The following is a 23,530-nucleotide window of genomic DNA, read 5'->3' on the forward strand; positions in this document are numbered from 1 at the left end:
TGTTAAGAGTGAATTATAGCTGGTCTTTTATTTTGGAAAGTTCGGTCTTAACACGCTCCAACTTTTGAATAATATCAAAATTATTCAATGTTTTTTGCTTGTTTTCCTTAAGGTGGGTTTTAGCTCCCTCAAGAGTGAAACCACGTTCTTTTACCAAATGATAGATTAACTGAAGGTTCTTGATGTCTTGGGGTGTGAATTTACGGTTGCCTTTGGCGTTCTTCTTGGGTTTTAAGGCATCGAATTCTTTTTCCCAAAATCGAATCAAAGAGGTGTTCACGCCAAAAGCTTTGGCTACTTCACCAATACCATAATATCTTTTTTCAGGTAGCTCTATGTTCATTAATCCAATGATTGGTTTTCCTGGCTGGCATATTTCAGCATATTTTCAAATTCTGCTGCTGTTAAACTGCCATAATAGAAATTAATCGGGTTGATTCGGTCTTTGTCTTTCCATACCTCATAGTGCAAATGTGGTGCCTCTGAACGCCCCGTATTTCCTACAAACCCAATAAGATCACCACGTTTTACTTTTTGCCCTCTTTTTACATTGTAGTTGCTCAAATGGGCATAAAGACTCATGTAGCCGTAACCGTGATCTATGCGAATATGTTTGCCAAAACCAGAAGCGTTATTGTCGGCTCTTGTCACTTTTCCATCTCCACTAGCGTAAATTGGTGTACCCTTAGGGGCAGAAAAGTCCATGCCTCGGTGCATTTTTCGAGCTTTGGTAAAAGGGTCGGAACGCCACCCGTAACCTGAAGCCATGTGCCTTAAATTTTCATTTCTTATGGGTTGAATGGCCGGTATGGCAGCCAAGAGCTTTTCTTTTTCTGCTGCTAATTTAGTGATTTCGTCAAGAGACCTTGATTGAATGGCCATTTGCTTTTTAATGATGTCCAAACGTTTGGTAGTGGCAATAATCATTTCCGAATTGTTAAACCCTTCCAATGATTTATAGCGGTTTATTCCACCAAAGCCAGCTTTTCTTTGTTCTTCCGGTATAGGGTTGGCTTCAAAATATAAACGGTAAATATTATTATCACGGTCTTCAATATTGGCCAAGACTTCTTCGATCTGTTCCATCTTTTTGTCCAAAAGCTCGAATTGTAGCTCGTAATTCTTTACTTCACGTTGTAACGATAATTCTCTTGGTGTGTTGATAAGGTTAGTGTTCAGTAACAAGACTAGGCACAAAAGTCCAAAAAGCATTGAGCCTAAAAAAAACAGCGCAAAATTACGATACCGCTTAGATTTTTGGGGTTCAATCTTTCGGTATGAAAGCGTATCGGGATCGTAATAATATTTTACCTTAGACATGAAGGGATTTTATCCTATTTTTGTGCATTCGTTTTAACAGAACAAACAAATATAAAAATTGTTTTGTAGAAACCGTTAAAATTTGTAAAACCTTAGCATTTTCTATGACTTCCAAGGAAACAAGGAATCAATTCTTAAACTTTTTCAAAGAAAAAGACCATAAAATAGTTCCATCTGCTCCGATGGTCATCAAAGATGATCCTACTTTGATGTTTACCAACGCAGGAATGAACCAGTTTAAAGAGTTCTTTTTAGGTGTTTCGGTGCCAAAAAGTACCCGCATGGTCGATACTCAAAAATGTCTACGCGTTAGCGGAAAGCACAATGATCTTGAGGAAGTAGGTAAAGACACATACCACCATACAATGTTCGAGATGCTCGGAAATTGGAGTTTTGGAGATTACTTTAAGGGGGAAGCCATAGCCTGGGCCTGGGAGTTTTTAACTTCGGTCTGTAAAGTGGATCCCAAGAGTCTCTATGTTTCTGTTTTTGAAGGAAGCCAAGATGCCGATAACCTGAAAATGGATAACGAAGCTTTTGACCTTTGGAAAGCCATTGTGCCTGAGGATCGTATCATCATGGGCAACAAAAAAGACAATTTTTGGGAAATGGGAGATCAAGGGCCCTGTGGCCCGTGTTCGGAAATTCATGTTGACATTCGCACAGCAGCAGAAAAAGCTAAAGTTTCAGGGGCTTCTTTAGTAAACAAAGATCACCCTCAAGTAGTGGAAATATGGAATCTGGTCTTCATGCAGTACAACCGAAAGGCCAATGGTGAATTGGAGCCCTTACCCGCCAAGCATGTTGATACAGGAATGGGCTTTGAACGATTATGCATGGTACTTCAAGGTGTTCGTTCAAATTATGATACTGATGTTTTTACGCCGATCATTCGTGAAATAGAGACGATAACCAATTCCGAATACGGAAAAGAAGAGGAGATAGATATTGCTATTCGCGTAATTGCCGACCATATTCGGGCAGTGGCATTTTCAATCGCTGACGGACAATTGCCCAGTAATACTGGTGCCGGTTATGTCATTCGAAGAATTTTAAGAAGGGCGGTACGCTACGGATTTACGTTTTTGAATACGAAAGAGCCCTTTATGTATAGGTTGGTCACGGTTTTGGTCAATACTATGGGGAGTGCTTTTCCTGAACTTAAAGAACAACGTCAGTTGATCGAGAATGTGGTTAAAGAAGAAGAATATTCTTTTTTAAATACCCTAGATCAAGGTCTTGTTCTTTTAGATTCTATAATAACGGGTACAAAAGGCAAAGAAGTAGATGGTAGAAAAGCCTTTGAACTCTATGATACCTACGGCTTCCCTATCGATTTAACAGCACTGATTCTTGGTGAGAAGGGCTATACTCTTGACCAAAAGGGTTTTGAAACTGCAATGCAGGCCCAAAAGAATCGCTCGAAATCAGCTTCTGCAATATCAAAATCTGATTGGACTATTCTGAGCGACGATGTCGAACAAGAATTTGTGGGTTATGATATGTTGAATGCCAATGTGAAATTGGTGAAGTATCGTAAAATAGTCTCCAAAAAGGAAGGTGAACAGTATCAGCTGGTATTTAATATGACCCCATTTTATGCTGAAGGGGGTGGCCAAGTTGGTGATAAAGGCTATTTGGAAGCCTCACAGGGGGATGTTGTTTATATTTTAGATACTAAAAAGGAAAATAATGAAACCGTACATTTTACCAAGAACCTTCCCAAAGATTTAAATGCCACTTTTAAGGCAGTCGTTGATAAGAAACAAAGACATCGCACAGCTGCGAATCATACCGCCACCCATTTATTGCATCAAGCACTGCGGGAAATACTGGGAAAACATGTCGAACAGAAGGGTTCCGCAGTTCATTCAAAATACCTTAGGTTTGATTTTTCCCACTTTGGAAAGGTAACTATCGAAGAACTGCGAGAAATCGAGAATTTTGTGAATGCACGCATCGACGGACAATTGGTTTTGCAAGAGGATAGAAATACAACGATGAGCCAAGCAATCGAAGAAGGTGCTATGGCCCTGTTCGGTGAGAAATATGGCGATACGGTCCGTACAATACGGTTCGGGAAATCTATCGAATTGTGTGGCGGTACGCATGTGCAGAACACGGCAGAGATATGGCATTTCAAAATTAGGTCAGAGAGTGCCGTTGCTGCGGGTATTCGGCGTATTGAAGCCATAACTTCCGATGCCGTGAAAGATTTCTATTTTGATAATAATAGAAAGCTGTACGAGATTAAAGATGTACTCAATAATGCACAAGATCCGGTAAAGGCAGTTGTGAATCTACAGGAGGAAAATGCTAAGCTCAAAAAAGAAGTAGAGCAGTTGTTAAAAGACAAGGCAAAGAATCTGAAAGGCGAATTGCAGACAGAATTACAAGAGATTAATGGCGTTAAATTCCTTGCGAAAAAACTGGACCTCGATGCGGCTGGAATCAAGGATTTATCCTTTGAAATGGGAAATAATCAAGACAACCTTTTTCTGTTATTTGCAACCGAGCAGAACAACAAGGCACTGCTTTCTTGCTATATTTCTAAGGAATTGGTGTCCCTGAAAAATTTGAATGCGGGAACCATAGTCAGGGAACTCGGCAAATATATTCAAGGCGGCGGCGGCGGTCAACCTTTCTTTGCTACTGCAGGGGGTAAAAACCCAGCGGGTATTGTTGAGGCTTTGGAAAAGGGAAAGGATTATCTTGCATCATAACAGGATGATAGAATAGTGCGCGTTGTTTGAAATTGTTATGGATAATATGGTATGTTCTTACTTTTGGAGGGATGTCTAATATTCGATTAAAGAAGTTCTTCAAATGAAACTCCAGACCCAAATACCGTTAAAACCTGAAAAAAATCAAATCAGTTACGATAGCGAACTGTTACTGATAGGGTCGTGTTTTGCACAACATCTGGGAAGAAAATTAGATTATTTCAAATTTCGAAACATTCAAAACCCTTTTGGAATTTTATTTCACCCCCTCTCGATTGAGAACCTTGTTTCAAGGGCGGTTCGGGATGTTTTATATACCGAAGACGAAGTTTTTTTTCACAATGAACGGTGGCATTGCTTTGATAGCCATTCAGATTTAAGTGATGCATCTGAAGAAAAATTAGTAAAAAAATTGAATTTACGGCTGAAAATCACCAAAGAACAAATTGCGAAGACAACGCATGTGGTCATTACTTTGGGAACCGCATGGGCCTACCGCCATGTCGAAAAAAGGGCTTTTGTAGCTAATTGTCATAAAGTGCCTCAGAAAAAATTCACAAAAGAACTCCTGTCAGTGCACGAAATTGCCACCAGTATTGAAAATACTATGCAGCATGCACGGGCAATAAACCCGAATACCAATTTTATTTTTACGGTATCCCCTGTGCGTCATCTAAAAGATGGTTTCGTTGAGAATCAAAGAAGCAAGGCGCATCTTATTGCGGCCCTTCATGAAGTTCTTGAAAAATCTATTGCCCAGAACGTATGCGAAAGATATTTCCCTTCGTACGAACTGATGATGGACGAACTCAGGGATTATCGTTTTTATAAGGCCGATATGATACACCCGAATGAGTTGGCAATCGATTATATCTGGGAGAAATTCAAGTCAATTTGCATTGTACAAAGCGCTTATCCTACGATGGATAAAGTTGATGTTGTTAAAAAGGGAAGGTCGCACCGACCGTTCAATGCTGCGTCTGAGGAACACAAAAAATTTGAAAAAGGTCTAGAAGCGAAGGTTAGGGATCTTCGGCAAGCATATCCTTTTATGACGTTTTAACTTCCTTCCAGAGAACAATTAAAGGTAAAAGCGTTGTAATTTAATGCCCTTGTAAAGTACACAGCAATCTGTACCTTTGAAATATACTTTGAAAAGTTTGTACTAGGTATTTCGTAGTGGTACATGACTTGACTATTCGTGATTTTTATGAAAAAAATCTTTATCGGTGTAGTGGTTACGTTGGCAGTGGTGTTCATCTTCAGGTCTTGTTCTGAGGAAAAGGAAAGTGAATCTATTCTTCAAGAAAACTCTATGTTGATTCAGCAACAAATCGACAACGTATCAAAACTGATCGTTACCGAGGGGCATTTTGCCGAGGTTTACAACTACAAAGATTCACAACAGCTCTTTGGGCCATTGATTACGGCACACAAAAAGGCATTGGTTGTGGTGAATGCAGAAGTTACGGTGGCCTATGATCTAAGTAAATTGGATATGGAAATTGATCAGCAGACAAAAGTTTTACGTTTAAAAAGCATTCCGGAAGCCGAAATTAAAATTTATCCTGATTTTGAATATTACGATGTCACGGCCGATTACTTAAACCAATTCAACGAATCTGACTACAACAAAATTAAAAAGAATGTACATGCTTCTTTAATGAAGAAAGTAGCACTATCATCTTTAAAAACAAACGCTCAGAACCGATTGATAAGCGAACTCTCGAAATTCTATATTTTGACCAATTCTATGGGGTGGACCCTGATCTATCGAGATCAAATCGTGGATCAAAACCTTCATGAGCTTATGCTCAAAGATTGAATGATTGGCTTATAATTGCTGCTTGGCCCATTTTATATATTGTTCCCAATCGAAGTCTGTAACGTCATGAATTCCGGTTCTGATGTGATAGGCGAGTGTGTTTTGAATAGGCTGGTTGACCATTGGCATTTGGTCTGTGGGAATGCCCTCTTTTTTAAACAACCCGTACACTTCAGAGGCATGATAAGCCGAAAGAAATTCACCTTTGGGGTCTGCCCATTGGTCTTCTTTGGCACTGGCGACATATAAAGGTCTCGGTGCAATTAGCGCCAACAATTCGTGTTGGTCTACCGGTAAGGCCTCTTCGTTATTATTGTATGCCTTAAAATTAGTACAGAACCAGTATGGAAAAATATCGTTGATACGTCCAACGGTCTCGCCAACCTTGCGTTTTGACAACGCGGCTCCACCGCAACCGGAATCATTTGAGATAACCGCGGCAAACCGTTCATCGGTTGCGCCGGCCCACAAGGCAGTCTTACCCAATCGCGAATGTCCGAAAACTACAACCTTTGACGAATTGATTTCCTTTGATTTTTCGAAATAATCCATAGCCCGACTATATCCCCAGGCCCAGGCCGCAATACTTCCCCATTCGTTGTCATCTGGTTTTTGTTGACCTTGATTATAGAGAAAAGGATGAATACCATCGGAAAAATCATCTTTATCGGGGTCCACTTCCCCATAATAAATTGTGGCTAAGCCAAACCCTGCGTCTAAAATTTTCTCTACCGCCCAACGATTCGTTCGAATACCGCGGGTAGCTGAAGTGAATTTGTTGCCTGAAATACCATATTTGTCACTGTTTCTAGCCCAAGCCTTTGAGATTATTATATTTTCATCTTCGGCAATCGTGTGGTTTCCTAGAAAATTATAGCCTAAAAAAATGGGTGCCTTCTTCACGTTCTTAGGTAAATAGATTAACATCGTGAATTGCAATGTTCTACCATTTTTCTCGAAAGAAAGTTCGACCTGACGGCGTTTGGCTTTTCCATTTATGGCATTATCCCCTTGCTCCAGAACCTTTGCCGAAAAATCGTTGAATTCGGCAGGGATTTTTCCGTAGACGTTTTCCTCGAAAAAAGCATACAGTTCTGGTCTTCTTGTACGCTTCCATTGCCCTTTTCGGCTTATTTTTTTACCATCAAAAGTGGTTAATGGATCGGGTAGGTCAAAATTGGGAATTTTGCTCTCCTCATAGTTGGGTTCAAATTGAGACAAAGAGCTTTGCGTGTGAAATACAAAAAGGATGGCAATAAAAAATAGTTCTTTCATTTTGCGTGGGTAGATTTTAGAACTGCCCTTATTATGACATTGACAGCATCGGAACAACCTCACTTTGGGCGGGTCGTTTTCTATTTAAGAATAAGTTACAAGATTAATTAGCGCTTCGTCGCCCAATACAGAAAGCTCTTTCCACAGCAAGTCTAACCTAGCTTTATCAGAACTGTCCAACGGTTGGGTTTTTTTCCGACTGTTTAAGGTCAATTCAAGCCCGCGTAGGTTCATAAAATACTTGGCACCGATTGAATATTTCTTACCAATGACAGATTTGTTCTTGAGAATGAAGTCATTGACTTTTTTAACCGATTTCGAGACTTCTTTATCTCTTCCATTTTCCCATAAAAAAGAGAATAATTCAGGATAATAATTACCGGCAATACAAGACATGCCTGCACCGCCGTGTTGAATAGAATGCAATACATCAGGCGAATGGGCATTATAAATACCTAAAGAAGAATTAGAAGTTATTGCTATTTTATGGGCGACCAATTCTGCATCGCACGTTGTATCTTTAAAGTATAGGAAACGCCCGGTTTTTTGAAGTTGATTCAGTATTTCAGGACTGACCTTACGAGAATAGGGACTAGGGCATTCGTAAATGCCCAAGGGAATGTTTCCAGTCTGGTTCAGAATACCTTCGAACGAATGTAGTAGTTCGGCATCCGTTTCTTCCTTTTTGACCATCACGGAGGGTATTAAAACGACCGCTTGAACCCCCGTATCATGAATTTTCTTTATAAAATCGGCATTCTCGGTTATTTGCCCCGAAAAAGTTCCTGTAGATACTACAGGAAGATTGGTGTTTTCAACCACAAACTTCGTGAGATCTATACGTTCTTGATTACTTAGGTCGTACATTTCACTTGAACCGCAATTTGCAAATAGGCCTGTAGAACCGGCATCTTCGTACCAACGAATCAATCGCTTTAGCCCTGGGTAATCGATGGATAAATCTTCATTAAAGGGAGTCATCATAACTGGCCAAAAGCCACCAGGTAATTTATTAGGACCAGATTGAAACGATAGATTGTCAAAACCGCTACTTAACCAGACACCACCGAGGGTAGTCATAAATCCAGTGCTTATAAATTTTCTACGTGTCCAATCCATTTTGTATTATATTTTTATAATTCCTAATTTAATCCAAACCAAAAATAACAGGGGTTAAGTTACTAATTTTTTATTCACTAAAGCTAACCCATCATCTATCAACCGTCCCGTTCCCGGGCAGTCGTGTTTTATTTTTTCGAGATGCGCTTTAATTTCTAAAGCAAAGCGTTCATCACCATTATTTTTGGCAAGCTCGTATAATTCGATTGGAAGTAGCCAATCTGAGGGATGCTTTTCTTGTAGTTCGGTAAAAACCTTATTGCGTGAAATAGTAGTATTCTTTCCTTGCCTAAAATGTCGAATTTGCTCGTAATATCGTTCAAGCGACTTTTGCTGCTCAGAAGCTTCTGGCTTATGATCCGGTGGAGGTAGGGTGTGGGTCACCAAATCAAAACTTTTAAGATCTGCTGGCCCATTAAAGGCCGATACAACTTCTTTGCCAACTGCTACGCTATATAATTCGAAAGGGGATGTAAAAATGGTATTGTCTTTATACGTTACACTACAGTTCTTAAAAGTAATTAGCAAAATCGCTCCTTGAAGATTTCTTGTACCTGTAATAATTTGTCCGGAAACTTGAATTCCGCCTTCGAACTCCAATGAAACGGTTTCCCCTTCATAAATTTTATAGGCTTTTAAGTCACGCGGACTCATGTTTTCAATAGCCAGATTGATGCCTTTGAGTTTTCCGATGGGCGTCCCGAATCCTTTGGAGTGTCGTTTCGCACTGTGGCCTACCAGTTCCCTTTCACGAAAAGCCAATGCCGTTTCCCCTTTGGTTTGTATATAGATTGGCTGCCCTTGGTGTGCAATGACACTATCGAAAACTCCGGAAATCTGAAGTCCAGTGCTTAGCTCCACCGTGCCTAAAGATTGAGAATCAATGAGTTTTTGTATGCCGTCGAGTCCGCCGGTTCGTAAAGCCATTGTATTGGCAAAGTCTTCCAATACTTGGCTCAGAAATGCAAAATCAGGCGTTACAAAGAGTTGTGGTTGTGGTTTGGTAATGTCAAACGAGGTCTTCACGGCTTCCAATGAATAGGGGAGCTTTGTAACCTTATCGGTCATGCACCAAGCACTTTCGCCAATTGAAGACAGTAACCCCGCTCCATATATTTTGGGATTGTCGAGCGAACCGATAAGTCCGTACTCTACCGTCCACCAATGCAGGTTACGAATTAGCGTCATCTCACTGGGTTTGCCCATATTTTCTTGCAATACCTCAATTGCTTTTTCGGCTTTTTCAATTTCTTCCTTTGGGGTATCCGGTGCTTCTTTGATAATACTGAGATATCGTACCGCCTCATATAGTTCATAATCTTTGACGCTAGAAATAGCCTTGCACCCAATTTCGCCGAATCTTCTTAGGTATTCAGCATACTCGGCGTTGGCAATAATCGGAGCGTGGCCAGCACCTTCGTGAATGATATCTGGTGCAGGTGTATATTCGATATGTTCCAATTGTCGAATGTCAGAAGCAATGACCAGTACATTATAGGCTTGGAACTCCATAAAAGCAGCAGGTGGAATAAACCCATCTACGGCAACAGCTGCCCAGCCTATTTCTCTTAAAATACGGTTCATACCATACATATTCGGAATATGGTCTATAGCGATGCCTGTCTTTTTTAACCCGTCTGTATATGATTCATGGGCTACTGCACTTAGATAATCGACATTTTTGCGCATCACATAGCGCCACACAGCTTGGTCAATAGCCGTATAATCTTTATAGTTCTGTGGTTTGATGAACTGCTTTAGGTGTTCGGGTAATTTGTCTAGTATAGGATTGCTCTCGTAGGTCATCGGTATATGTATATTTCTTTTTTACCATGGCGAATGACGTATTATAAAGATACAAAAAGTCCCTGCTTCTTTTGAAGCGGGGACTTTTCTATAATATACTTGGAGCTATTTTTTAGTAATGGGTGTTATTTGGCTGCCACGGCATTCGGTGGATACTCTTGAAGAATTTGAGACACAAACTCTCGAATGCGTTCTTCTTTTTTAGCAATATTCTCTATGTTGCCAAGGTTTCCTACACCTTTGCCTTGCCATACCAATTCTTTATTCTTGGCATCTATCAAATCGATGTATAAAGAACCTTCGGTACGTGTGCTAACATTGTTTCCGCCCCAGCCGGGTCCCCAATAATAAGGGTTCCAGCCCCAGCCGAAACCGCCCCAATAGTTATTGTAAATATCAACTTGTTCTTTTTCCTTGGTAAAAATACTTATCAAAATGTCAGGATTCTCGGATTTTACAAAACCACGGGAACTTAATTCCGCGTCAATGGCCTTTAGTATCCGTTTTTTATCGAGGTCGGAAATTTGAGCCTTGTCAATGCCGGTTTTGTAGAAGGCGTACGATTTGTAGGTGGTAAAGTTTGCTTCCCTATCGTAATCGGACAAAACGCGTACCGAAGTACAAGAGGCCATAAACACCATGGCAAGTACGGGAAGCACTAAGATTTTTATTCTTCTCATAGCAATTTTTTTTGGAGTTAAATAACGTTTAAATTTATCTTAAAATATCTCAAAAACTGTGCCGAATACTTTTTAGGCTATTGTCGATGAGGGTAAAGTTATTTTGAGTTGGTCTTGGTGTTGTATCCGTAAGGGCAATGTCGACAGCCACTTTCGCAGCAATAACCTCTTTTAAGATGGTATCGTTCGGTAAAGACCCTATATCCTTCTTTTGAAAGGTAGAAATCACCTTCTTCGACAGCAATTATTTTCTTCATAGGGCTATAAAATTACAAAATATGTGTTGAAAAGCATCCTTATATATCGTTAAACCGCCGGTTTTATGGAGTAAATATGCAGTTGAACGAATTAAGGCAATTGTTGGCAAGAAAAGTGGTTACTTATATTTGCAAAGTGTGTTTACAATTAACTTTGTCATAACACGTTTAAAAACTGGATTATGATTTTAGTCTTCAAACATTTCTTTTATAAAAATTATGTTGGGCTTTCATTATGGCCTTTCATTTTTCTTAAGAACGACGCGCTGAAAGAAGATATTGTACTCATCAACCATGAGAAAATTCATCTGAAGCAGCAGCAAGAACTCTTGATTGCCCCTTTTTACATCTTTTATATCGTTGAGTGGATTTTGAAATCTATTTTTTATATGGATAGATATATAGGTTACCAGAATGTAAGTTTTGAGCGGGAAGCCTACGATAATGAGAAAAACCTTGATTATTTGAACGAACGAAAAATGTTCAGTTTTATTAAATATCTTTGGCGATGAAAAATGTTCGCTTTGAAGATTGAAAATCAACCCGTTCACCTTCCTCTTCTTAAAGAAAAAAAAGTGTCTCTTTCTATAAAACGGGAAGACTTGATACATCCATTGATATCAGGGAATAAATATCGAAAACTAAAATACAATATTCTTGAGGCCAAGTCCCAGCACTTTGACACCTTGTTGACCTTTGGCGGAGCCTATTCCAACCATATTGCGGCAACGGCCTATGCAGGAAAATTGAGTGGTATTCAGACAATTGGTGTGATTCGTGGCGACGAGCTTGCTGTTAAATGGCATGAAAATTCTACCCTTAAATTGGCAAGTACACACGGAATGCGGTTTAAGTTTGTGGATAGGCGAGCGTATCGAGACAAAGAAAAGCCTGAATTTTTGAATGGTCTTAAGGAAGAGTTTGGCCAATATTATATGTTGCCGGAAGGCGGTACGAACACCTTGGCGATACGGGGTTGTGAGGAAATTTTAACTCATGAGGATGCGTGTTTTGAATATATTTGTTGTGCTGTTGGTACCGGAGGTACCTTATCAGGAATTGTCAATGCATCAAACCCCGAACAGCAAGTTTTGGGCTTCCCGGCGGTAAAAGGCAACTTTTTAAACGAAGATATTCGTAAATTTGTACGTAAGGAAAATTGGACTTTGAAAACGGAGTACCATTTTGGGGGGTATGCCAAGGTATCGCGAGAACTCATTGCATTTATCAATGATTTTCAACGGGAGACCCATATTTCCCTTGACCCCATCTATACTGGAAAGATGTTGTTCGGTCTCTTTGAGATGATTAGAAACGACTACTTTTTAGCAGGTACTAAAATATTAGCTGTTCACACTGGAGGATTACAGGGTATTTCGGGAATGAACAAAATTTTAGAGAAAAAAAATCTACCATTGATCGCCGTATGACGAAAAAATTGATAGTTACGCTAGTTTTAGGAATCTTCTTGATTGGCTGTAAAGCGAAAAAAAAGACGACTTATAACAAGTCCCATAAAGAAACAACTCCTACGGTAGTTGCCGAGCCGCAGGATAAAACACCAAAACAAAATACTGATTATCCCTTTCCTGAAGATAATGGAAGGTTTCAAAAATTCCCAATAGCTAACGTGGATCAATATATTGAGACCTTTGCCGAAATTGCCCAGTTCGAGATGAAAGCATACGGAATACCCGCCAGTATCACGCTTGCACAGGGTATGCTAGAGAGTGGTTTTGGGAAAGGCGCTTTGGCAGTGAAAACCAATAACCATTTCGGGATCAAATGCCACACGGGATGGCAGGGTGATTTTGACCACCACGACGACGATGAAAAAGGAGAGTGCTTCAGAAAATACAATCACCCGATGTACTCTTATCGCGACCATAGTATTTTTCTGACTACACGTTCTCGTTATTCCTTTTTGTTTGATTTGCGTACTGATGATTATAAAGGATGGGCAAAGGGCTTGAGACAGGCGGGTTACGCTACCGACAAACGATACCCCCACAAATTGATAGCGCTTATCGAACGTTATGATTTGGGGCAATATGATAAGGCCGTTATAAATCAAGGGTATGGCCGAAAACACGAAGTTATAGCTAAAAACTCTAAAATTACAGGCCAAGAAAATAGGGTGCACGTAGTAAAAAAAGGTGATACGCTCTATTCATTATCAAAAAGGTACCAAGTTTCGGTCGATCAGCTTAAACGCTGGAACTACATGATGGGAAACACTATTTCTATAGGTCAAAAACTTACGGTAAAGACCGAATCTTATAACTAACATTTTATGCAATATCAAAGAAGTAGCGCCTTGTTTGCTGAGGCCAAAAAATATATTCCAGGTGGTGTGAACTCACCAGTTCGAGCCTTTAAAGCTGTCGGTGGCGATCCAATTTTCGTAAAGGAAGCCAAAGGAGCCTATTTTTATGATGAAGATGGAAATAGGTTTATAGACTATATCGCCTCTTGGGGTCCGCTTATTTTGGGCCATGCCCATGCCCCCGTAATTAATGCGGTAGTAGAAAAAGCGAAAAAAGGAACCTCGTTTGGTATGCCGACGGAAATTGAGACTGAATTGGCCAAGCTGGCCGTTTCCATGGTGCCGAATATTGATAAGATACGTTTTGTGAACAGCGGTACCGAAGCTTGTATGAGTGCGGTACGGTTGGCACGAGGGTATACGGGCAAAGACAAGATTATCAAATTTTCTGGTTGCTACCACGGGCATTCCGATTCGTTTTTGATTCAAGCAGGAAGTGGGGCGGTAACCTTTGGAAGCCCAAATAGTCCAGGGGTAACCCAGGGCACGGCAAAAGATACGCTACTGGCAAAATATAATGACCTCGATAGTGTTCGGGCTTTGGTGACTGCCAACAAAGACAAAATAGCCGCTATAATTATTGAGCCTATCGCTGGAAATATGGGGTGTATTATTCCACAGCAAGGTTTTATGAACGGATTACGGGAGATTTGTGATCAAGAAGGTATTTTATTGTTGTTCGATGAGGTGATGACGGGGTTCCGTTTAGGAAAAGGAGGGGCTCAAGAGTCCTTAGGAATCAATGCCGATATTGTGATGTTCGGCAAGGTCATTGGTGGAGGATTACCTGTAGGGGCTTTTGCTGCACGTGAAGAAATTATGTCACATTTGGCCCCAGAAGGGCCAGTATACCAAGCGGGAACCTTGAGTGGGAATCCTTTGGCCATGAGCGCAGGCTTGGCTATGCTGACCGAACTGGAAAAACATCCGGAAGTATTTGAAAGTCTTGCCGATAAGACCGAACATTTACATGAGGGGTTTGATAATGTGCTGAAAAGTAAAGGTGTGCCATACCAAATCAATCGCTATGGATCAATGATATCAGTACATTTCACTGATACTCCGGTTGTCGATTTTGAAAGCTCGGCTAAAGGGAACAATGAATATTTTAGAAAATATTTTCATGGAATGCTAGATAAAGGTATCTATCTGCCACCCAGTGCTTTTGAAAGCTATTTTCTGAACGACGCCCTTAGTTATGGTGATTTGGATGAAACAATTGCTGCGTTAGATAGTTTAACATTCTAGTAGCGAGTCATGTGATTTTGAAGTTAGGTTGCTTTGATTGGAGTGCATATTTCAATTAGAAATCCATTATTGTCACGCAGGTAACCTACTTTTTGTCCCCAAGGTTTTTGGGTTATCGGTTCAAATTCCGTGGCACCGGCATTGATGGCATTTTTAAAGTCTGCTTCAATATGCTCACTTGTAAAAGCCAATTCTACACCGAAAGGTTTTTTTGTTGATGTACTTTTTTCAAAACCGTCTTTGAAATTTGAATTTCCCAATGCGGTGGCGGCAAAGGCTATGGTCGTATAGCCAGATTTCAGTTCTCCGTAGTCATTCTCGGGTGAAATGAATCTGTTTTCAAATCCGAAAGCTTTTTTGTAGAAAGTTATGGTAGAAGGCACGTCATCTACATAGATAATGGTATAGGCATATTTCATGGTAAACGATTAGTTTGAATTAAAATTAAGGATAAGGTCATCCATGGTTCGGGCGATATCTTTCGGGTCGATTCCTTCTTTGATTGAAACGATGGCATGATGGGTTCCGGGCAGGCGTTTGCCAGAGTGCCATTTATTGCTGCCATCTCTCTGTACCGTGACATATCCTTTGTAATCGATATCGAAATAGTTTAGGGCCGTGGCTTCATCTAAAAGCATTACGGCGACTTGATCCCATGCCGGTCTTCCTGCAAATTTGTTATACAACTCATACCCAAGATAAACGGGGTTGTCTTGGTTCAAACGTGATTTAAGATATGCTCCTCCGGTAAGAATTTGATTTCCGACTTCCCACCCAGAGAAAATAACCTCTTTGTTCCAGTTCTCTAGACAATAGAAAGTAGCGGCGGGATCGGGACGATAAAAGTTGGCTTCCTTTCCTTCAGGGAATGTGCCACCCATGCACAACCATTTTTTTGCTTTTTCCGCTACCAATTCTTTTCCGGTCAGTGGAGAGAGATCATCGCCTTCTGATTGCAGTAAATTTTGAAGGCTAGTCAAGTGACCGATTGTAACGATAATGACTGAATTATCTTCGCTTTCTATTAAGAGTTTTCTGTATAATCGCGCCGATTCTGTAGTTTGATTTGTTGACTTGATATCGTGTGGAAAGGCTGTACTTATCTGTTTTGTGTATTTTGAAAAGTTGTTAAGTGTTTTTTGTTGTTTTAAAAACCCAACGGGGATATCAGGGCGTTGATAATAAGTATTTATGGCATCGACACATTGATATGAAAACGTATCGGAGCTCGTCACAACGACCCCTAGCAAATCTATCATTCCTAATTCATGATAAGAATGCAGCATGGCCAAGGCCTGTACGTCGTCTACGTCAGAGTCGATATCGGTATCAAGAATGACTTTGATTTGTGCGGTAGATGTCATTATTGAGCCTAATGTAAAAATCAAAAAAAAGATCTTCATCTTACGTTTTATTTTATTTGGGAATCATTCTACTTTTAATATTTATAATATGCATGCACAACTATGAAGGTATCAATTAATGCATGATAATCTGTTCGATTCGCCCTATGTTTTAGAAAAAAGGTTGTTTTTTTTAGTCCATTTCACTTTTGCTACAAAAACACTGCCATCACTGCCGTACTTTTCGACACCTTCCGGTTGCATCCACTCAGACACCGTTACCCATGATTCATCGGCTGATATATCGGTGACGCCAAAATTTCCCAAACGGGCACCTCTTTCAGGCACAAGAATTTGTTCGGTCGCTCGAATCACACATAACCGTTCGGGGTCGACCTCTGCCATAAAGAGTGGTGCCCGATGTCTAAAGACATGGTCGTTGTTCGCTCCTTTTCGAGTGTATACTAGAAATAGTGCTTCACTATGCGTTAACCAATGCTGCTGGGTGTTATAGCTGCCGAGTTCCGTGCCATCATCGAACGTCCATGGGTGGTAGTCTTCAAAGTGCAATCCATCTTGGCTTCGTGAGACAAAACCTTTTTTGTCATTGCGCATGGTCAAGAAGTAGTTGTCTTTGAATTTGGTTAATGAAGGTTCTCCTAAGCCTCGTGTTTTGTCATTTATATTAAGTTCGGTACCATGGGAAAGGTATGTTAGTTTTTTTCCATCGAAAGCGCACTTGCAAATAGTAACTCTTGCGTTTTTTCCTTTCGGACTAAAATATATAGGAAGCAATATGTTGCCGTCCTCGAGGTCATAACGCTGAACGCACCCTGCCCCTGAATTGAAAAACTTATCGTTATCGTACATTTCAAGTTTTTGCCAATCATTCCATTTTTTGGTTTGTACATCATAAGTAGCGTACCCCGTATGTCTAGGTCGCGGATTGGTTACTTTCCAATCGGGAGTATAAGCCACCGTGTGCCCTGTTCCTAATAGCGTTTTTGAAGCAGCATGCCATTTAGGCCAAAAATCACTTAATGCTACGGGTCGTTCGATGTTATTAATAATTTCGAATCTAGGTGCCAATGATTTTAATTCTTTTGGTGCAGACCAATTTTTCGACAAGTTATTAGTAAAAAGTTCGAACATTCCATAGAAAACATCACTGCCCGCTAAATCTAGATTATTCATGGTCATTACTACTTTGGGGTTTCCATTCGTGCCTAAGCCAGGTACGATGCCAGCACGTGGGTGGGTCCAACATCTTTTGCCATCAAACAATTTTGTGGGAGTGTCTAAAGCCAAGTCGTAACTCAAGGTCTCTTGCTCGCAGCTAGCGAAAAAAGGAAGGAACGAAATCGAAATTCCGCCAATCAATGAAGATTTTACGAACGTACGTCTATTGAAACTAGATTCTTTATGGCTGTTCTTCATCATGATGAAATGTATGTTTAATCTAAGTGCTAAAGATACATAGTAGACGAAAAATATGCTTCTAAATATCTACTAAAGGAAATAGAATTAAGAGGCTTGTGTGAGGGAGAGGGCCTGGGCCTTTATGGCTCAATGATGTTAGTCGGGCTATTGAAGCAGGTTTTAGAATTTTTTAAATAAAAAAAGGTCAACTTTTTAAAGTTGACCCAAATTTTATAGTGCTTTTTACTTTCTAGCGCGCTGTTTGTCTTTATTACCGCGAAAACCCTTTCGCTTGGCATGTTTCATCTTTGACCATTTTTCAAATTGGTCTTCCGAAAGTATTTTTTTCATTGCAGCCTTCTGGGCAATTTGATGATCTAACATTTCGTTTTTCATGGCATAACGCTCTTCAGAAGTGGGTCTCTTGGCATCACCCTCTTTTCTGGCCGCTTTTCTTTCCTCCATTTTTGTCTTACGAAGCTTGGCATTTTCCAAATTTATTGCTTGAATTTTTGATTGCTGGGCTTGTGAAAGATCTAGGGCCAAGGTCATTTGTTTTGTTTGTAGGGTTGCTACTTGTTCTGGGGTCAGATCTTTCATCGCCCCCCTATGATTATCTTTGGCTTTTTGAGCGATGGCCGTCATACCAACCAAAAGCATTACTACTAGTGCTACATTTTTCATATTTTTTATTTTAATGATAGTATAAGTAAGACGCAGAGTTATCTCAAAGGTTTAAAAGAAGCCTATGTTTTATGATTATTTTAACCGGGTCGACTGTTGGGGTAGAGGTAAAAGAAAAGGCGTGGATTTTAATCCACGCCTTTCACAATATAGAAATAGGTTTGGTAATTTATTACTGTATTTTTTCTTCAGGAAGGTCTGTCGAAGAAATTTGATTTATGTCAGTTTTAGCCAATTCTGTGGCCTCCGAATAATTAACTTCAGTGGTTTCGTCTTCAATATTAGAGTACAAAGCAAATGCAGCTACAAAACAAACGAAATATAAAAGACTTTTTACTTTATGTGACATGATTCGGGTTTTAAAATTCTTTAGCTAAGATAGGTAAACTGTAGGTCGAAAAAAGCGTATTGTTGTGAAATGCGGCCCCTAGTGTTGTCAAAAGTAGAAAAAATGTGGTTTAAATGTTTATTTCATCGACAATTTCTACCGTTTATCGGATTTTATATATTTTAAAAATTAAATTCCCTGTTACTTCGGTTCTAAAATTAGCGCTATACGGGCCTCGATATCTCTTAAGTGATAACGGCTCATAGCATCGGATGTCTTTAGTGCAGCCCTTTTAATTGAATTGCTCAAAGCAACAAGTTCTGCCCTGACGATTGATCTAATATCCGATTGATTTGTGTTTACGGCGGTAGATTTTTGGTATCCACCGAAATCAGGTTTTTTAGTTTTGTTTCCGACGGTCATAAGGTATTGCAATCTATCGATATGTGCTTTTTGAAGATTTCTACGATAGGTGTTAATTTTTTGTCCGGCACGAAGTTCTGACCAAAGTCCTGTTCTTAAATCAGCCATCAGGTCGAGCAATCGGTAGGCGCTATTTCCATTGACGGTTTCGTTTTCGATAATGCGTTGTAATTTTCCTAAACTTAAAATGTTGTCTAATGTAGTCACTTGTATTTTTCGAATGGTTTCTAAGGCGCCAGAGTATTGTATTTTGTTAAAAAGATTCTCGTCGATAAGCCACTCTGGAGTTGTAAATAATTGCTCTTGAACGAAAATCAAACAGTTTTTCTGATGATCTTTGGCTACCGGGGTGTATACTGCGCCTTCTTGATCATACGTTTTATGGTGCTCATATACCCCGCCAATGTTATTTGACACATGGCCCATATACCTGTTGAATTGAGCAATCACCTGACCGTATAGTTTTTTTACATCATCGTAGTTCTTTCCTTTTTCTGAGGTCCATGTTAGCAATTCAGGCACAATACGTTTTAGGTTTAGTATACCGTAAGTACTGGCTTTTATAGCATCATCACCCAAATCTTCCGTTTGTGAACTAGGGTCAATAACCTCGCCCATTTGTTGGTGACCAAAACGATATAGCGGATCTCCTGAATGTGCTAAAATCCATTGGTCCAAAATCGGTTTTTCTTCTTCTGATGATGCATCGGGAATGGGTTTGTAGCCCCATCGAATGGCATATTTGTCATAGATGCCAATATCTGGCATCAAGGCGACATCACCATCTTCGGGTTGCGCCACATAGTTGAAACGCGCATAGTCCATAATAGAGGGCGCTGTACCATATTTTTTTGTAAAAGACACCGAACGTAATGAGTCCACAGGGTAAGCCACACTGCTTCCCATGTTGTGTGGCAAGCCTAAAGTGTGCCCAACTTCGTGTGAGGAAACGAAACGTATCAATCGGCCCATAACATTATCTTTAAAGGAAAGATTTCGGGCGTCGGGGTTAATGGCAGCAGTCTGTACAAAGAACCAATTGCGTAATAAGGTCATTACATTGTGGTACCAGTTGATATCCGATTCTAAAATCTCACCACTTCTTGGGTCGCTGACATGCGGACCATTCGCATTGGGTATGGGAGAAGCCAAATAGCGTACAACGGAATAGCGTACATCTTCGGGAGACCATTCTGGATCCTCCTCAACTGTTGGTGGTTCTTTAGCGATAATGGCATTTTTAAAACCTGCTTCCTCAAATGCGATTTGCCAATCTTCAATACCCTGTTTAATATACGGAATCCATTTTTTCGGAGTGGCCCTATCTACATAATAGACAATAGGTTTCTTAGGTTCGACCAATTCACCCCGTTTATATTTTTCAATATCCTCGTCTTTTATCTCAAGTCTCCATCGGTCTAAAAATTTTATGGTTTTACTTTCTTGAACATCAAGGCCATAATCGGTCTGTCCTCTTGCAAACCATCCCACACGTTCATCAAAATAACGACGTTTCATGGGCTTGTTGGGTAAGAGTACCATAGAGTTGTTAATTTCCACCGATATAGAGCCCAGACTACCATTACTTGGTGGCCTTTTGGCGATATAGGTTTTTACACTTCGGGCCTCGATGTTTAGCGGATAGCTCTTTAAAGATTCTATATAGGTTCGACTTTCATCTAATTTTGATACTTTATACTGTTCGCGATACCTTTCTGGTAAACCTAGGGCGGGTATATCTTTTGCAAATAAGGGGTCAATTTCGACTACAGTAGACGGTGAGACACTATCTTTTTTGAAAGCTTTGATGTCAAAAGCGTACAGTAACGGTTCGAAATTAGAATTTAATACTGCTTCATGAACAGGAAGCGAATCAGCGGCTATAATATTATAGCTTACGACCCGCAGCAGCACCTTCTTAGCTTTCTTTTCCCAACGTAATACTTTAGTGTTTATTTTTCCTCCACCAAACCCGAGGCCCGATGCAGTCTTAGAAATTCGACTGACCATCAACATTTCTTTATTGAATAGCGAATCGGGTATTTCATAAAAGTATTTGTCATCGACAATATGAACATCAAAAAGGCCTTTATCGGTTTTGGCCGTTTTTGTTATCACTTTGTTATATGGTTTGATTTTGTCTTTTTTAGGCGCGTCTTCCGAAGATTTGGTTTCTTTCTTTTTGAAAATTTGGGCTTGCCCGGTATGGCCACCCAATATTACCAATGCAATAATGATTTTGAGAAGTAAAGTTTTGCTCATTTTTTAGCTTAATTTATTGAAGTTTCAAAGTACCGAAAAATAAACTGATCTAAGAAATGAAGCCCTCCGATGTAACATTTGTAATTTTCGACGGTCTTATTAATAGAGGATCTTTATGAAAAGATTTGAATTAGCCAGATAAAAGCCTTCTATATGTTTAGGAGGCTTTTTCTATGGGTATAGGTTTTCCTATTCCGTCGGTCGAAGTTACTTGGCGCTTTCACTTTTAAGCTTATTGCATGGCTTGATTTGGCTAGTTTTGATGTTTTTTTATATCGATGAATGGTAGTATTACAACGTCATTGGGTGTGTTAACTTAATATTAACATTAAAAACCTTCTATTTTTTGTCGTAAAAAAAGTATGGAAAAAGTGTCAGGACGGTAAAGAAGTATTTGTTAAAATAAGAAGTTGATAATTTTCGTTATCAGATATTACCAATGTTCCGTTTTTGGCTTTATGATATTTTATTCGGGTCATTAGAAAATACAATAATAGTCGAAAACCCCTGTTATATCTTTGCTTATAAATTAACCTACAAGCGTTATGATTAAAAGGAGTTTAACATTAAGTATCGTATTAGGATTATTTGTTGTCAACGGGATGTTGGCAAGCAATCCGAAAACAGAAGGTAGATTTGATATCGATAGTATTGTCTATATAGAGGAAGAGCCCGAAATTGAGTTGGGTTTTGATACTTCAGATTATTTACCTGAGGGGTTTGATCCCTACAAATTCTATTTCAATATAGAAACTGTAAAATACATTGAGAGCGATGAGATTGACTTGAAGGATTCGCAAGCTAATTTACCATCGGATTTTAATGCATATGCCTATCCTTCGGATGTTGAAAGCATTAACTATATAGACCTCAATGATAATATCAGTCTAGATTTAGATACCACAACTTATTTGCCAAAAGGTTTTGATGCGTACGCGAGATAAGCGTTTTAATCTATAAATGACAGGCCTTCGTTACCCGCGAAGGCTTTTTTTTAGATAAAAGCGGCTCTGTTGTTTGTAAAGGGTCAGAACACTAGTGGAATAACAAACTCGAACATAAGTATCAACAATGCTACAGCAATAAGGTTAAGGATGATGCCTATGCGTGCCATTTCGTATACTTTGACATATCCGCTGGCAAATACAATCGCATTGGGCGGGGTCGCCATGGGGAGCATAAAGGCACAACTACTGGCCATGGTTACAGGAATCAGTAAATAGAGAATAGGTATTTCGAGGCCAATGGCTATACCGGCAACCACTGGGGCCAAGACGGCTATCAGTGCGACATTACTCATTAATTCGGTCATAAAGAGCATTAAGAATATAAGGAGTATGGCTGTAATTAAGACACTGATATCGCTAGCAGCAATAATATTGGCTACCATATCGACAATACCGCTGACCGACATTCCTTTGGCAAGTGCTAATCCTCCCCCGAATAAAATTAAAATACCCCAGGCAAGTTTTTCGGTATCCTTCCAGTGAATTATAAAATCTCCTTTCTTGATGTTGTAGGGTAATGCAAAAAGAGCGATTGCGGCAAACATGCTTATTATGGTATCGGTAAGTCCCAATGAAGGGAAAATTTTGTTGATCAGAGTTCTGAATATCCATAAAAAGACCGTTACCCCAAAAATTACAAGCACCATTTTTTCCTTACCGCCCATAGGGCCTAGTTTGGCCAGCTCATCTGTAATTACTTCTTTTGAAGCGGTGAACTTAAGTTGTTTATTGGGGAACATCAATTTGGTCATTACCAGGTATATAATTGCTATCATAACAATAGAAAAAGGTAGCCCGATTATCATCCATTTAAGAAATGAGATTTCAATTTGATATTCGTTTTCCAAAAGTCCGATCATAACCGAATTCGGTGGAGTGCCGATGACTGTTGCGATACCTCCGGCATTTGCTGCAAAGGCAATTCCTAGCATTACACTTAGCGCAAAATTGCGGTCATTTTTTGTGAAGCCATCGGCATCATTGATCAAGAGCCCGATAACCGACATGGCGATTGGAAGCATCACCACAGTGCTGGCCGTATTGCTGATCCACATACTTAGCGATGCCGTTGCAATCATAAATCCTAAAACAACTTTGTTTGGGGTGGTTCCTGTAATTTTTATGATATTTAAGGCAATGCGTTTGTGAAGATTCACTTTTTCTAAGGCCAAAGCCAGTACAAAACCGCCAAAAAAAAGAAAGATAATCGGACTACCGTAATTGGCACCCACATCTGCGGCGGTCATTACGTTTAGTATGGGGAACAACACGATAGGGAGTAACGCCGTGACCGAAATGGATACGGCTTCGGTAATCCACCAAATGACCATCCACAAGGCAACGGCAATTACTGAATCGCCTATTTCAGAAACGATGGGTGAAGATAAGTTGACGATGATGAGAAAGAGGATAGGACCTACGAAAAGTCCCAATTTTTTGCTAATGTTCATTTTTTTCGGTTGGAGCCCCTAATCTATGTTTTTT

Annotated in this window: 22 protein-coding genes; 8 read left to right on the plus strand and 14 right to left on the minus strand. The window is 39.9% G+C overall.

Going from position 1 to position 23,530, the window contains the following annotated elements:
• Positions 1 to 13 precede the first annotated feature (13 nt).
• Entirely contained in the window at positions 14 to 343 is a 330-nt protein-coding gene (locus AACZ88_RS23025) for a MerR family transcriptional regulator (protein ID WP_339715878.1), read from the minus strand.
• On the minus strand, positions 343 to 1,320 hold the full coding sequence (locus tag AACZ88_RS23030; RefSeq protein ID WP_339715881.1) for a M23 family metallopeptidase: 978 nt from the start codon (positions 1,318 to 1,320) through the stop codon (positions 343 to 345). Before AACZ88_RS23030 ends, AACZ88_RS23025 begins: the two co-directional genes overlap by 1 nt.
• A 104-nt stretch (positions 1,321 to 1,424) precedes the next feature.
• Between AACZ88_RS23030 and alaS the strand changes: the two genes are divergently transcribed.
• From alaS to AACZ88_RS23045, 3 genes are all read left to right on the plus strand, one after another.
• Positions 1,425 to 4,043, plus strand: a complete 2,619-nt coding sequence (gene alaS, locus AACZ88_RS23035) for an alanine--tRNA ligase (protein ID WP_339715883.1) — start codon at positions 1,425 to 1,427, stop codon at positions 4,041 to 4,043.
• A gap of 103 nt (positions 4,044 to 4,146) precedes the next feature.
• Entirely contained in the window at positions 4,147 to 5,106 is a 960-nt protein-coding gene (locus tag AACZ88_RS23040; RefSeq protein ID WP_339715885.1) for a GSCFA domain-containing protein, read from the plus strand.
• Positions 5,107 to 5,253: 147 nt separating this feature from the next.
• Positions 5,254 to 5,868: a DUF4230 domain-containing protein gene (locus tag AACZ88_RS23045; RefSeq protein ID WP_339715888.1), complete on the plus strand. Its 615-nt coding sequence runs from the start codon at positions 5,254 to 5,256 to the stop codon at positions 5,866 to 5,868.
• Positions 5,869 to 5,877: 9 nt separating this feature from the next.
• Here the strand turns inward: AACZ88_RS23045 and AACZ88_RS23050 are convergent, their stop codons facing one another.
• The 5 genes from AACZ88_RS23050 to AACZ88_RS23070 form a co-directional block, all read right to left on the minus strand.
• Positions 5,878 to 7,143 (minus strand): acetylxylan esterase, encoded by a 1,266-nt coding sequence (locus tag AACZ88_RS23050; protein WP_339715891.1) that lies wholly within the window; start codon positions 7,141 to 7,143, stop codon positions 5,878 to 5,880.
• 84 nt (positions 7,144 to 7,227) lie between these two features.
• Positions 7,228 to 8,262, minus strand: coding sequence for a dihydrodipicolinate synthase family protein (locus tag AACZ88_RS23055; RefSeq protein WP_339715893.1), 1,035 nt, complete (start codon positions 8,260 to 8,262; stop codon positions 7,228 to 7,230).
• 54 nt (positions 8,263 to 8,316) lie between these two features.
• Positions 8,317 to 10,068, minus strand: coding sequence for an aromatic amino acid hydroxylase (locus AACZ88_RS23060; RefSeq protein ID WP_339715894.1), 1,752 nt, complete (start codon positions 10,066 to 10,068; stop codon positions 8,317 to 8,319).
• Between the two features lie 125 nt (positions 10,069 to 10,193).
• The gene (locus AACZ88_RS23065) at positions 10,194 to 10,748 is read right to left on the minus strand and encodes a DUF4136 domain-containing protein (protein WP_339715896.1); all 555 of its coding nucleotides are present in this window, start codon (positions 10,746 to 10,748) and stop codon (positions 10,194 to 10,196) included.
• A gap of 98 nt (positions 10,749 to 10,846) precedes the next feature.
• A complete protein-coding gene (locus AACZ88_RS23070) occupies positions 10,847 to 11,005 on the minus strand; it encodes a DUF5522 domain-containing protein (protein WP_339715898.1) in 159 nt (52 codons plus the stop codon).
• 182 nt (positions 11,006 to 11,187) lie between these two features.
• Between AACZ88_RS23070 and AACZ88_RS23075 the strand changes: the two genes are divergently transcribed.
• The 4 genes from AACZ88_RS23075 to hemL are packed head-to-tail and all read left to right on the plus strand — an operon-like array spanning position 11,188 to position 14,579.
• Positions 11,188 to 11,517: a hypothetical protein gene (locus AACZ88_RS23075; protein ID WP_339715901.1), complete on the plus strand. Its 330-nt coding sequence runs from the start codon at positions 11,188 to 11,190 to the stop codon at positions 11,515 to 11,517.
• Between the two features lie 3 nt (positions 11,518 to 11,520).
• Positions 11,521 to 12,435: a pyridoxal-phosphate dependent enzyme gene (locus AACZ88_RS23080; protein ID WP_339715903.1), complete on the plus strand. Its 915-nt coding sequence runs from the start codon at positions 11,521 to 11,523 to the stop codon at positions 12,433 to 12,435.
• Complete coding sequence (locus AACZ88_RS23085; protein ID WP_339715906.1) at positions 12,432 to 13,292, plus strand: glucosaminidase domain-containing protein; 861 nt, start codon at positions 12,432 to 12,434, stop codon at positions 13,290 to 13,292. The genes AACZ88_RS23080 and AACZ88_RS23085 overlap by 4 nt, the downstream gene beginning before the upstream one ends.
• A gap of 6 nt (positions 13,293 to 13,298) precedes the next feature.
• Entirely contained in the window at positions 13,299 to 14,579 is a 1,281-nt protein-coding gene (gene hemL, locus AACZ88_RS23090) for a glutamate-1-semialdehyde 2,1-aminomutase (protein ID WP_339715909.1), read from the plus strand.
• Between the two features lie 23 nt (positions 14,580 to 14,602).
• Here the strand turns inward: hemL and AACZ88_RS23095 are convergent, their stop codons facing one another.
• From AACZ88_RS23095 to AACZ88_RS23120, 6 genes are all read right to left on the minus strand, one after another.
• Positions 14,603 to 14,998 carry a VOC family protein gene (locus AACZ88_RS23095; protein WP_339715912.1) on the minus strand — a complete coding sequence of 132 codons (396 nt, stop codon included), beginning with the start codon at positions 14,996 to 14,998 and terminating at the stop codon, positions 14,603 to 14,605.
• A 9-nt stretch (positions 14,999 to 15,007) separates the two neighbouring features.
• Positions 15,008 to 15,982: a nucleoside hydrolase gene (locus AACZ88_RS23100; protein WP_339715915.1), complete on the minus strand. Its 975-nt coding sequence runs from the start codon at positions 15,980 to 15,982 to the stop codon at positions 15,008 to 15,010.
• Positions 15,983 to 16,087: 105 nt separating this feature from the next.
• Positions 16,088 to 17,362 (minus strand): hypothetical protein, encoded by a 1,275-nt coding sequence (locus AACZ88_RS23105; protein ID WP_339715917.1) that lies wholly within the window; start codon positions 17,360 to 17,362, stop codon positions 16,088 to 16,090.
• Positions 17,363 to 17,584: 222 nt separating this feature from the next.
• The gene (locus tag AACZ88_RS23110) at positions 17,585 to 18,025 is read right to left on the minus strand and encodes a hypothetical protein (RefSeq protein ID WP_339715920.1); all 441 of its coding nucleotides are present in this window, start codon (positions 18,023 to 18,025) and stop codon (positions 17,585 to 17,587) included.
• A 172-nt stretch (positions 18,026 to 18,197) separates the two neighbouring features.
• Complete coding sequence (locus AACZ88_RS23115) at positions 18,198 to 18,374, minus strand: hypothetical protein (protein ID WP_339715922.1); 177 nt, start codon at positions 18,372 to 18,374, stop codon at positions 18,198 to 18,200.
• A gap of 180 nt (positions 18,375 to 18,554) precedes the next feature.
• Complete coding sequence (locus AACZ88_RS23120; protein ID WP_339715924.1) at positions 18,555 to 21,038, minus strand: zinc-dependent metalloprotease; 2,484 nt, start codon at positions 21,036 to 21,038, stop codon at positions 18,555 to 18,557.
• Between the two features lie 545 nt (positions 21,039 to 21,583).
• Here AACZ88_RS23120 and AACZ88_RS23125 point away from each other — a divergent pair.
• Positions 21,584 to 21,982 carry a hypothetical protein gene (locus tag AACZ88_RS23125; RefSeq protein ID WP_339715927.1) on the plus strand — a complete coding sequence of 133 codons (399 nt, stop codon included), beginning with the start codon at positions 21,584 to 21,586 and terminating at the stop codon, positions 21,980 to 21,982.
• A gap of 83 nt (positions 21,983 to 22,065) precedes the next feature.
• Here the strand turns inward: AACZ88_RS23125 and AACZ88_RS23130 are convergent, their stop codons facing one another.
• Complete coding sequence (locus tag AACZ88_RS23130) at positions 22,066 to 23,496, minus strand: DASS family sodium-coupled anion symporter (RefSeq protein ID WP_339715930.1); 1,431 nt, start codon at positions 23,494 to 23,496, stop codon at positions 22,066 to 22,068.
• Positions 23,497 to 23,530 lie beyond the last annotated feature (34 nt).

Origin of the sequence: uncultured Kriegella sp., assembly GCF_963975415.1 — a bacterium.
GTDB lineage: Bacteria > Bacteroidota > Bacteroidia > Flavobacteriales > Flavobacteriaceae > Kriegella.

What these genes read in the sequence shown, in the direction of transcription:
- AACZ88_RS23025 (WP_339715878.1), bottom strand. Translation starts at nt 343, where the DNA reads ATGAACATAGAGCTACCTGAAAAAAGATATTATGGTATTGGTGAAGTA.
- AACZ88_RS23030 (WP_339715881.1), bottom strand. Translation starts at nt 1,320, where the DNA reads ATGTCTAAGGTAAAATATTATTACGATCCCGATACGCTTTCATACCGA.
- alaS (WP_339715883.1), top strand. Translation starts at nt 1,425, where the DNA reads ATGACTTCCAAGGAAACAAGGAATCAATTCTTAAACTTTTTCAAAGAA.
- AACZ88_RS23040 (WP_339715885.1), top strand. Translation starts at nt 4,147, where the DNA reads ATGAAACTCCAGACCCAAATACCGTTAAAACCTGAAAAAAATCAAATC.
- AACZ88_RS23045 (WP_339715888.1), top strand. Translation starts at nt 5,254, where the DNA reads ATGAAAAAAATCTTTATCGGTGTAGTGGTTACGTTGGCAGTGGTGTTC.
- AACZ88_RS23050 (WP_339715891.1), bottom strand. Translation starts at nt 7,143, where the DNA reads ATGAAAGAACTATTTTTTATTGCCATCCTTTTTGTATTTCACACGCAA.
- AACZ88_RS23055 (WP_339715893.1), bottom strand. Translation starts at nt 8,262, where the DNA reads ATGGATTGGACACGTAGAAAATTTATAAGCACTGGATTTATGACTACC.
- AACZ88_RS23060 (WP_339715894.1), bottom strand. Translation starts at nt 10,068, where the DNA reads ATGACCTACGAGAGCAATCCTATACTAGACAAATTACCCGAACACCTA.
- AACZ88_RS23065 (WP_339715896.1), bottom strand. Translation starts at nt 10,748, where the DNA reads ATGAGAAGAATAAAAATCTTAGTGCTTCCCGTACTTGCCATGGTGTTT.
- AACZ88_RS23070 (WP_339715898.1), bottom strand. Translation starts at nt 11,005, where the DNA reads ATGAAGAAAATAATTGCTGTCGAAGAAGGTGATTTCTACCTTTCAAAA.
- AACZ88_RS23075 (WP_339715901.1), top strand. Translation starts at nt 11,188, where the DNA reads ATGATTTTAGTCTTCAAACATTTCTTTTATAAAAATTATGTTGGGCTT.
- AACZ88_RS23080 (WP_339715903.1), top strand. Translation starts at nt 11,521, where the DNA reads ATGTTCGCTTTGAAGATTGAAAATCAACCCGTTCACCTTCCTCTTCTT.
- AACZ88_RS23085 (WP_339715906.1), top strand. Translation starts at nt 12,432, where the DNA reads ATGACGAAAAAATTGATAGTTACGCTAGTTTTAGGAATCTTCTTGATT.
- hemL (WP_339715909.1), top strand. Translation starts at nt 13,299, where the DNA reads ATGCAATATCAAAGAAGTAGCGCCTTGTTTGCTGAGGCCAAAAAATAT.
- AACZ88_RS23095 (WP_339715912.1), bottom strand. Translation starts at nt 14,998, where the DNA reads ATGAAATATGCCTATACCATTATCTATGTAGATGACGTGCCTTCTACC.
- AACZ88_RS23100 (WP_339715915.1), bottom strand. Translation starts at nt 15,982, where the DNA reads ATGAAGATCTTTTTTTTGATTTTTACATTAGGCTCAATAATGACATCT.
- AACZ88_RS23105 (WP_339715917.1), bottom strand. Translation starts at nt 17,362, where the DNA reads ATGATGAAGAACAGCCATAAAGAATCTAGTTTCAATAGACGTACGTTC.
- AACZ88_RS23110 (WP_339715920.1), bottom strand. Translation starts at nt 18,025, where the DNA reads ATGAAAAATGTAGCACTAGTAGTAATGCTTTTGGTTGGTATGACGGCC.
- AACZ88_RS23115 (WP_339715922.1), bottom strand. Translation starts at nt 18,374, where the DNA reads ATGTCACATAAAGTAAAAAGTCTTTTATATTTCGTTTGTTTTGTAGCT.
- AACZ88_RS23120 (WP_339715924.1), bottom strand. Translation starts at nt 21,038, where the DNA reads ATGAGCAAAACTTTACTTCTCAAAATCATTATTGCATTGGTAATATTG.
- AACZ88_RS23125 (WP_339715927.1), top strand. Translation starts at nt 21,584, where the DNA reads ATGATTAAAAGGAGTTTAACATTAAGTATCGTATTAGGATTATTTGTT.
- AACZ88_RS23130 (WP_339715930.1), bottom strand. Translation starts at nt 23,496, where the DNA reads ATGAACATTAGCAAAAAATTGGGACTTTTCGTAGGTCCTATCCTCTTT.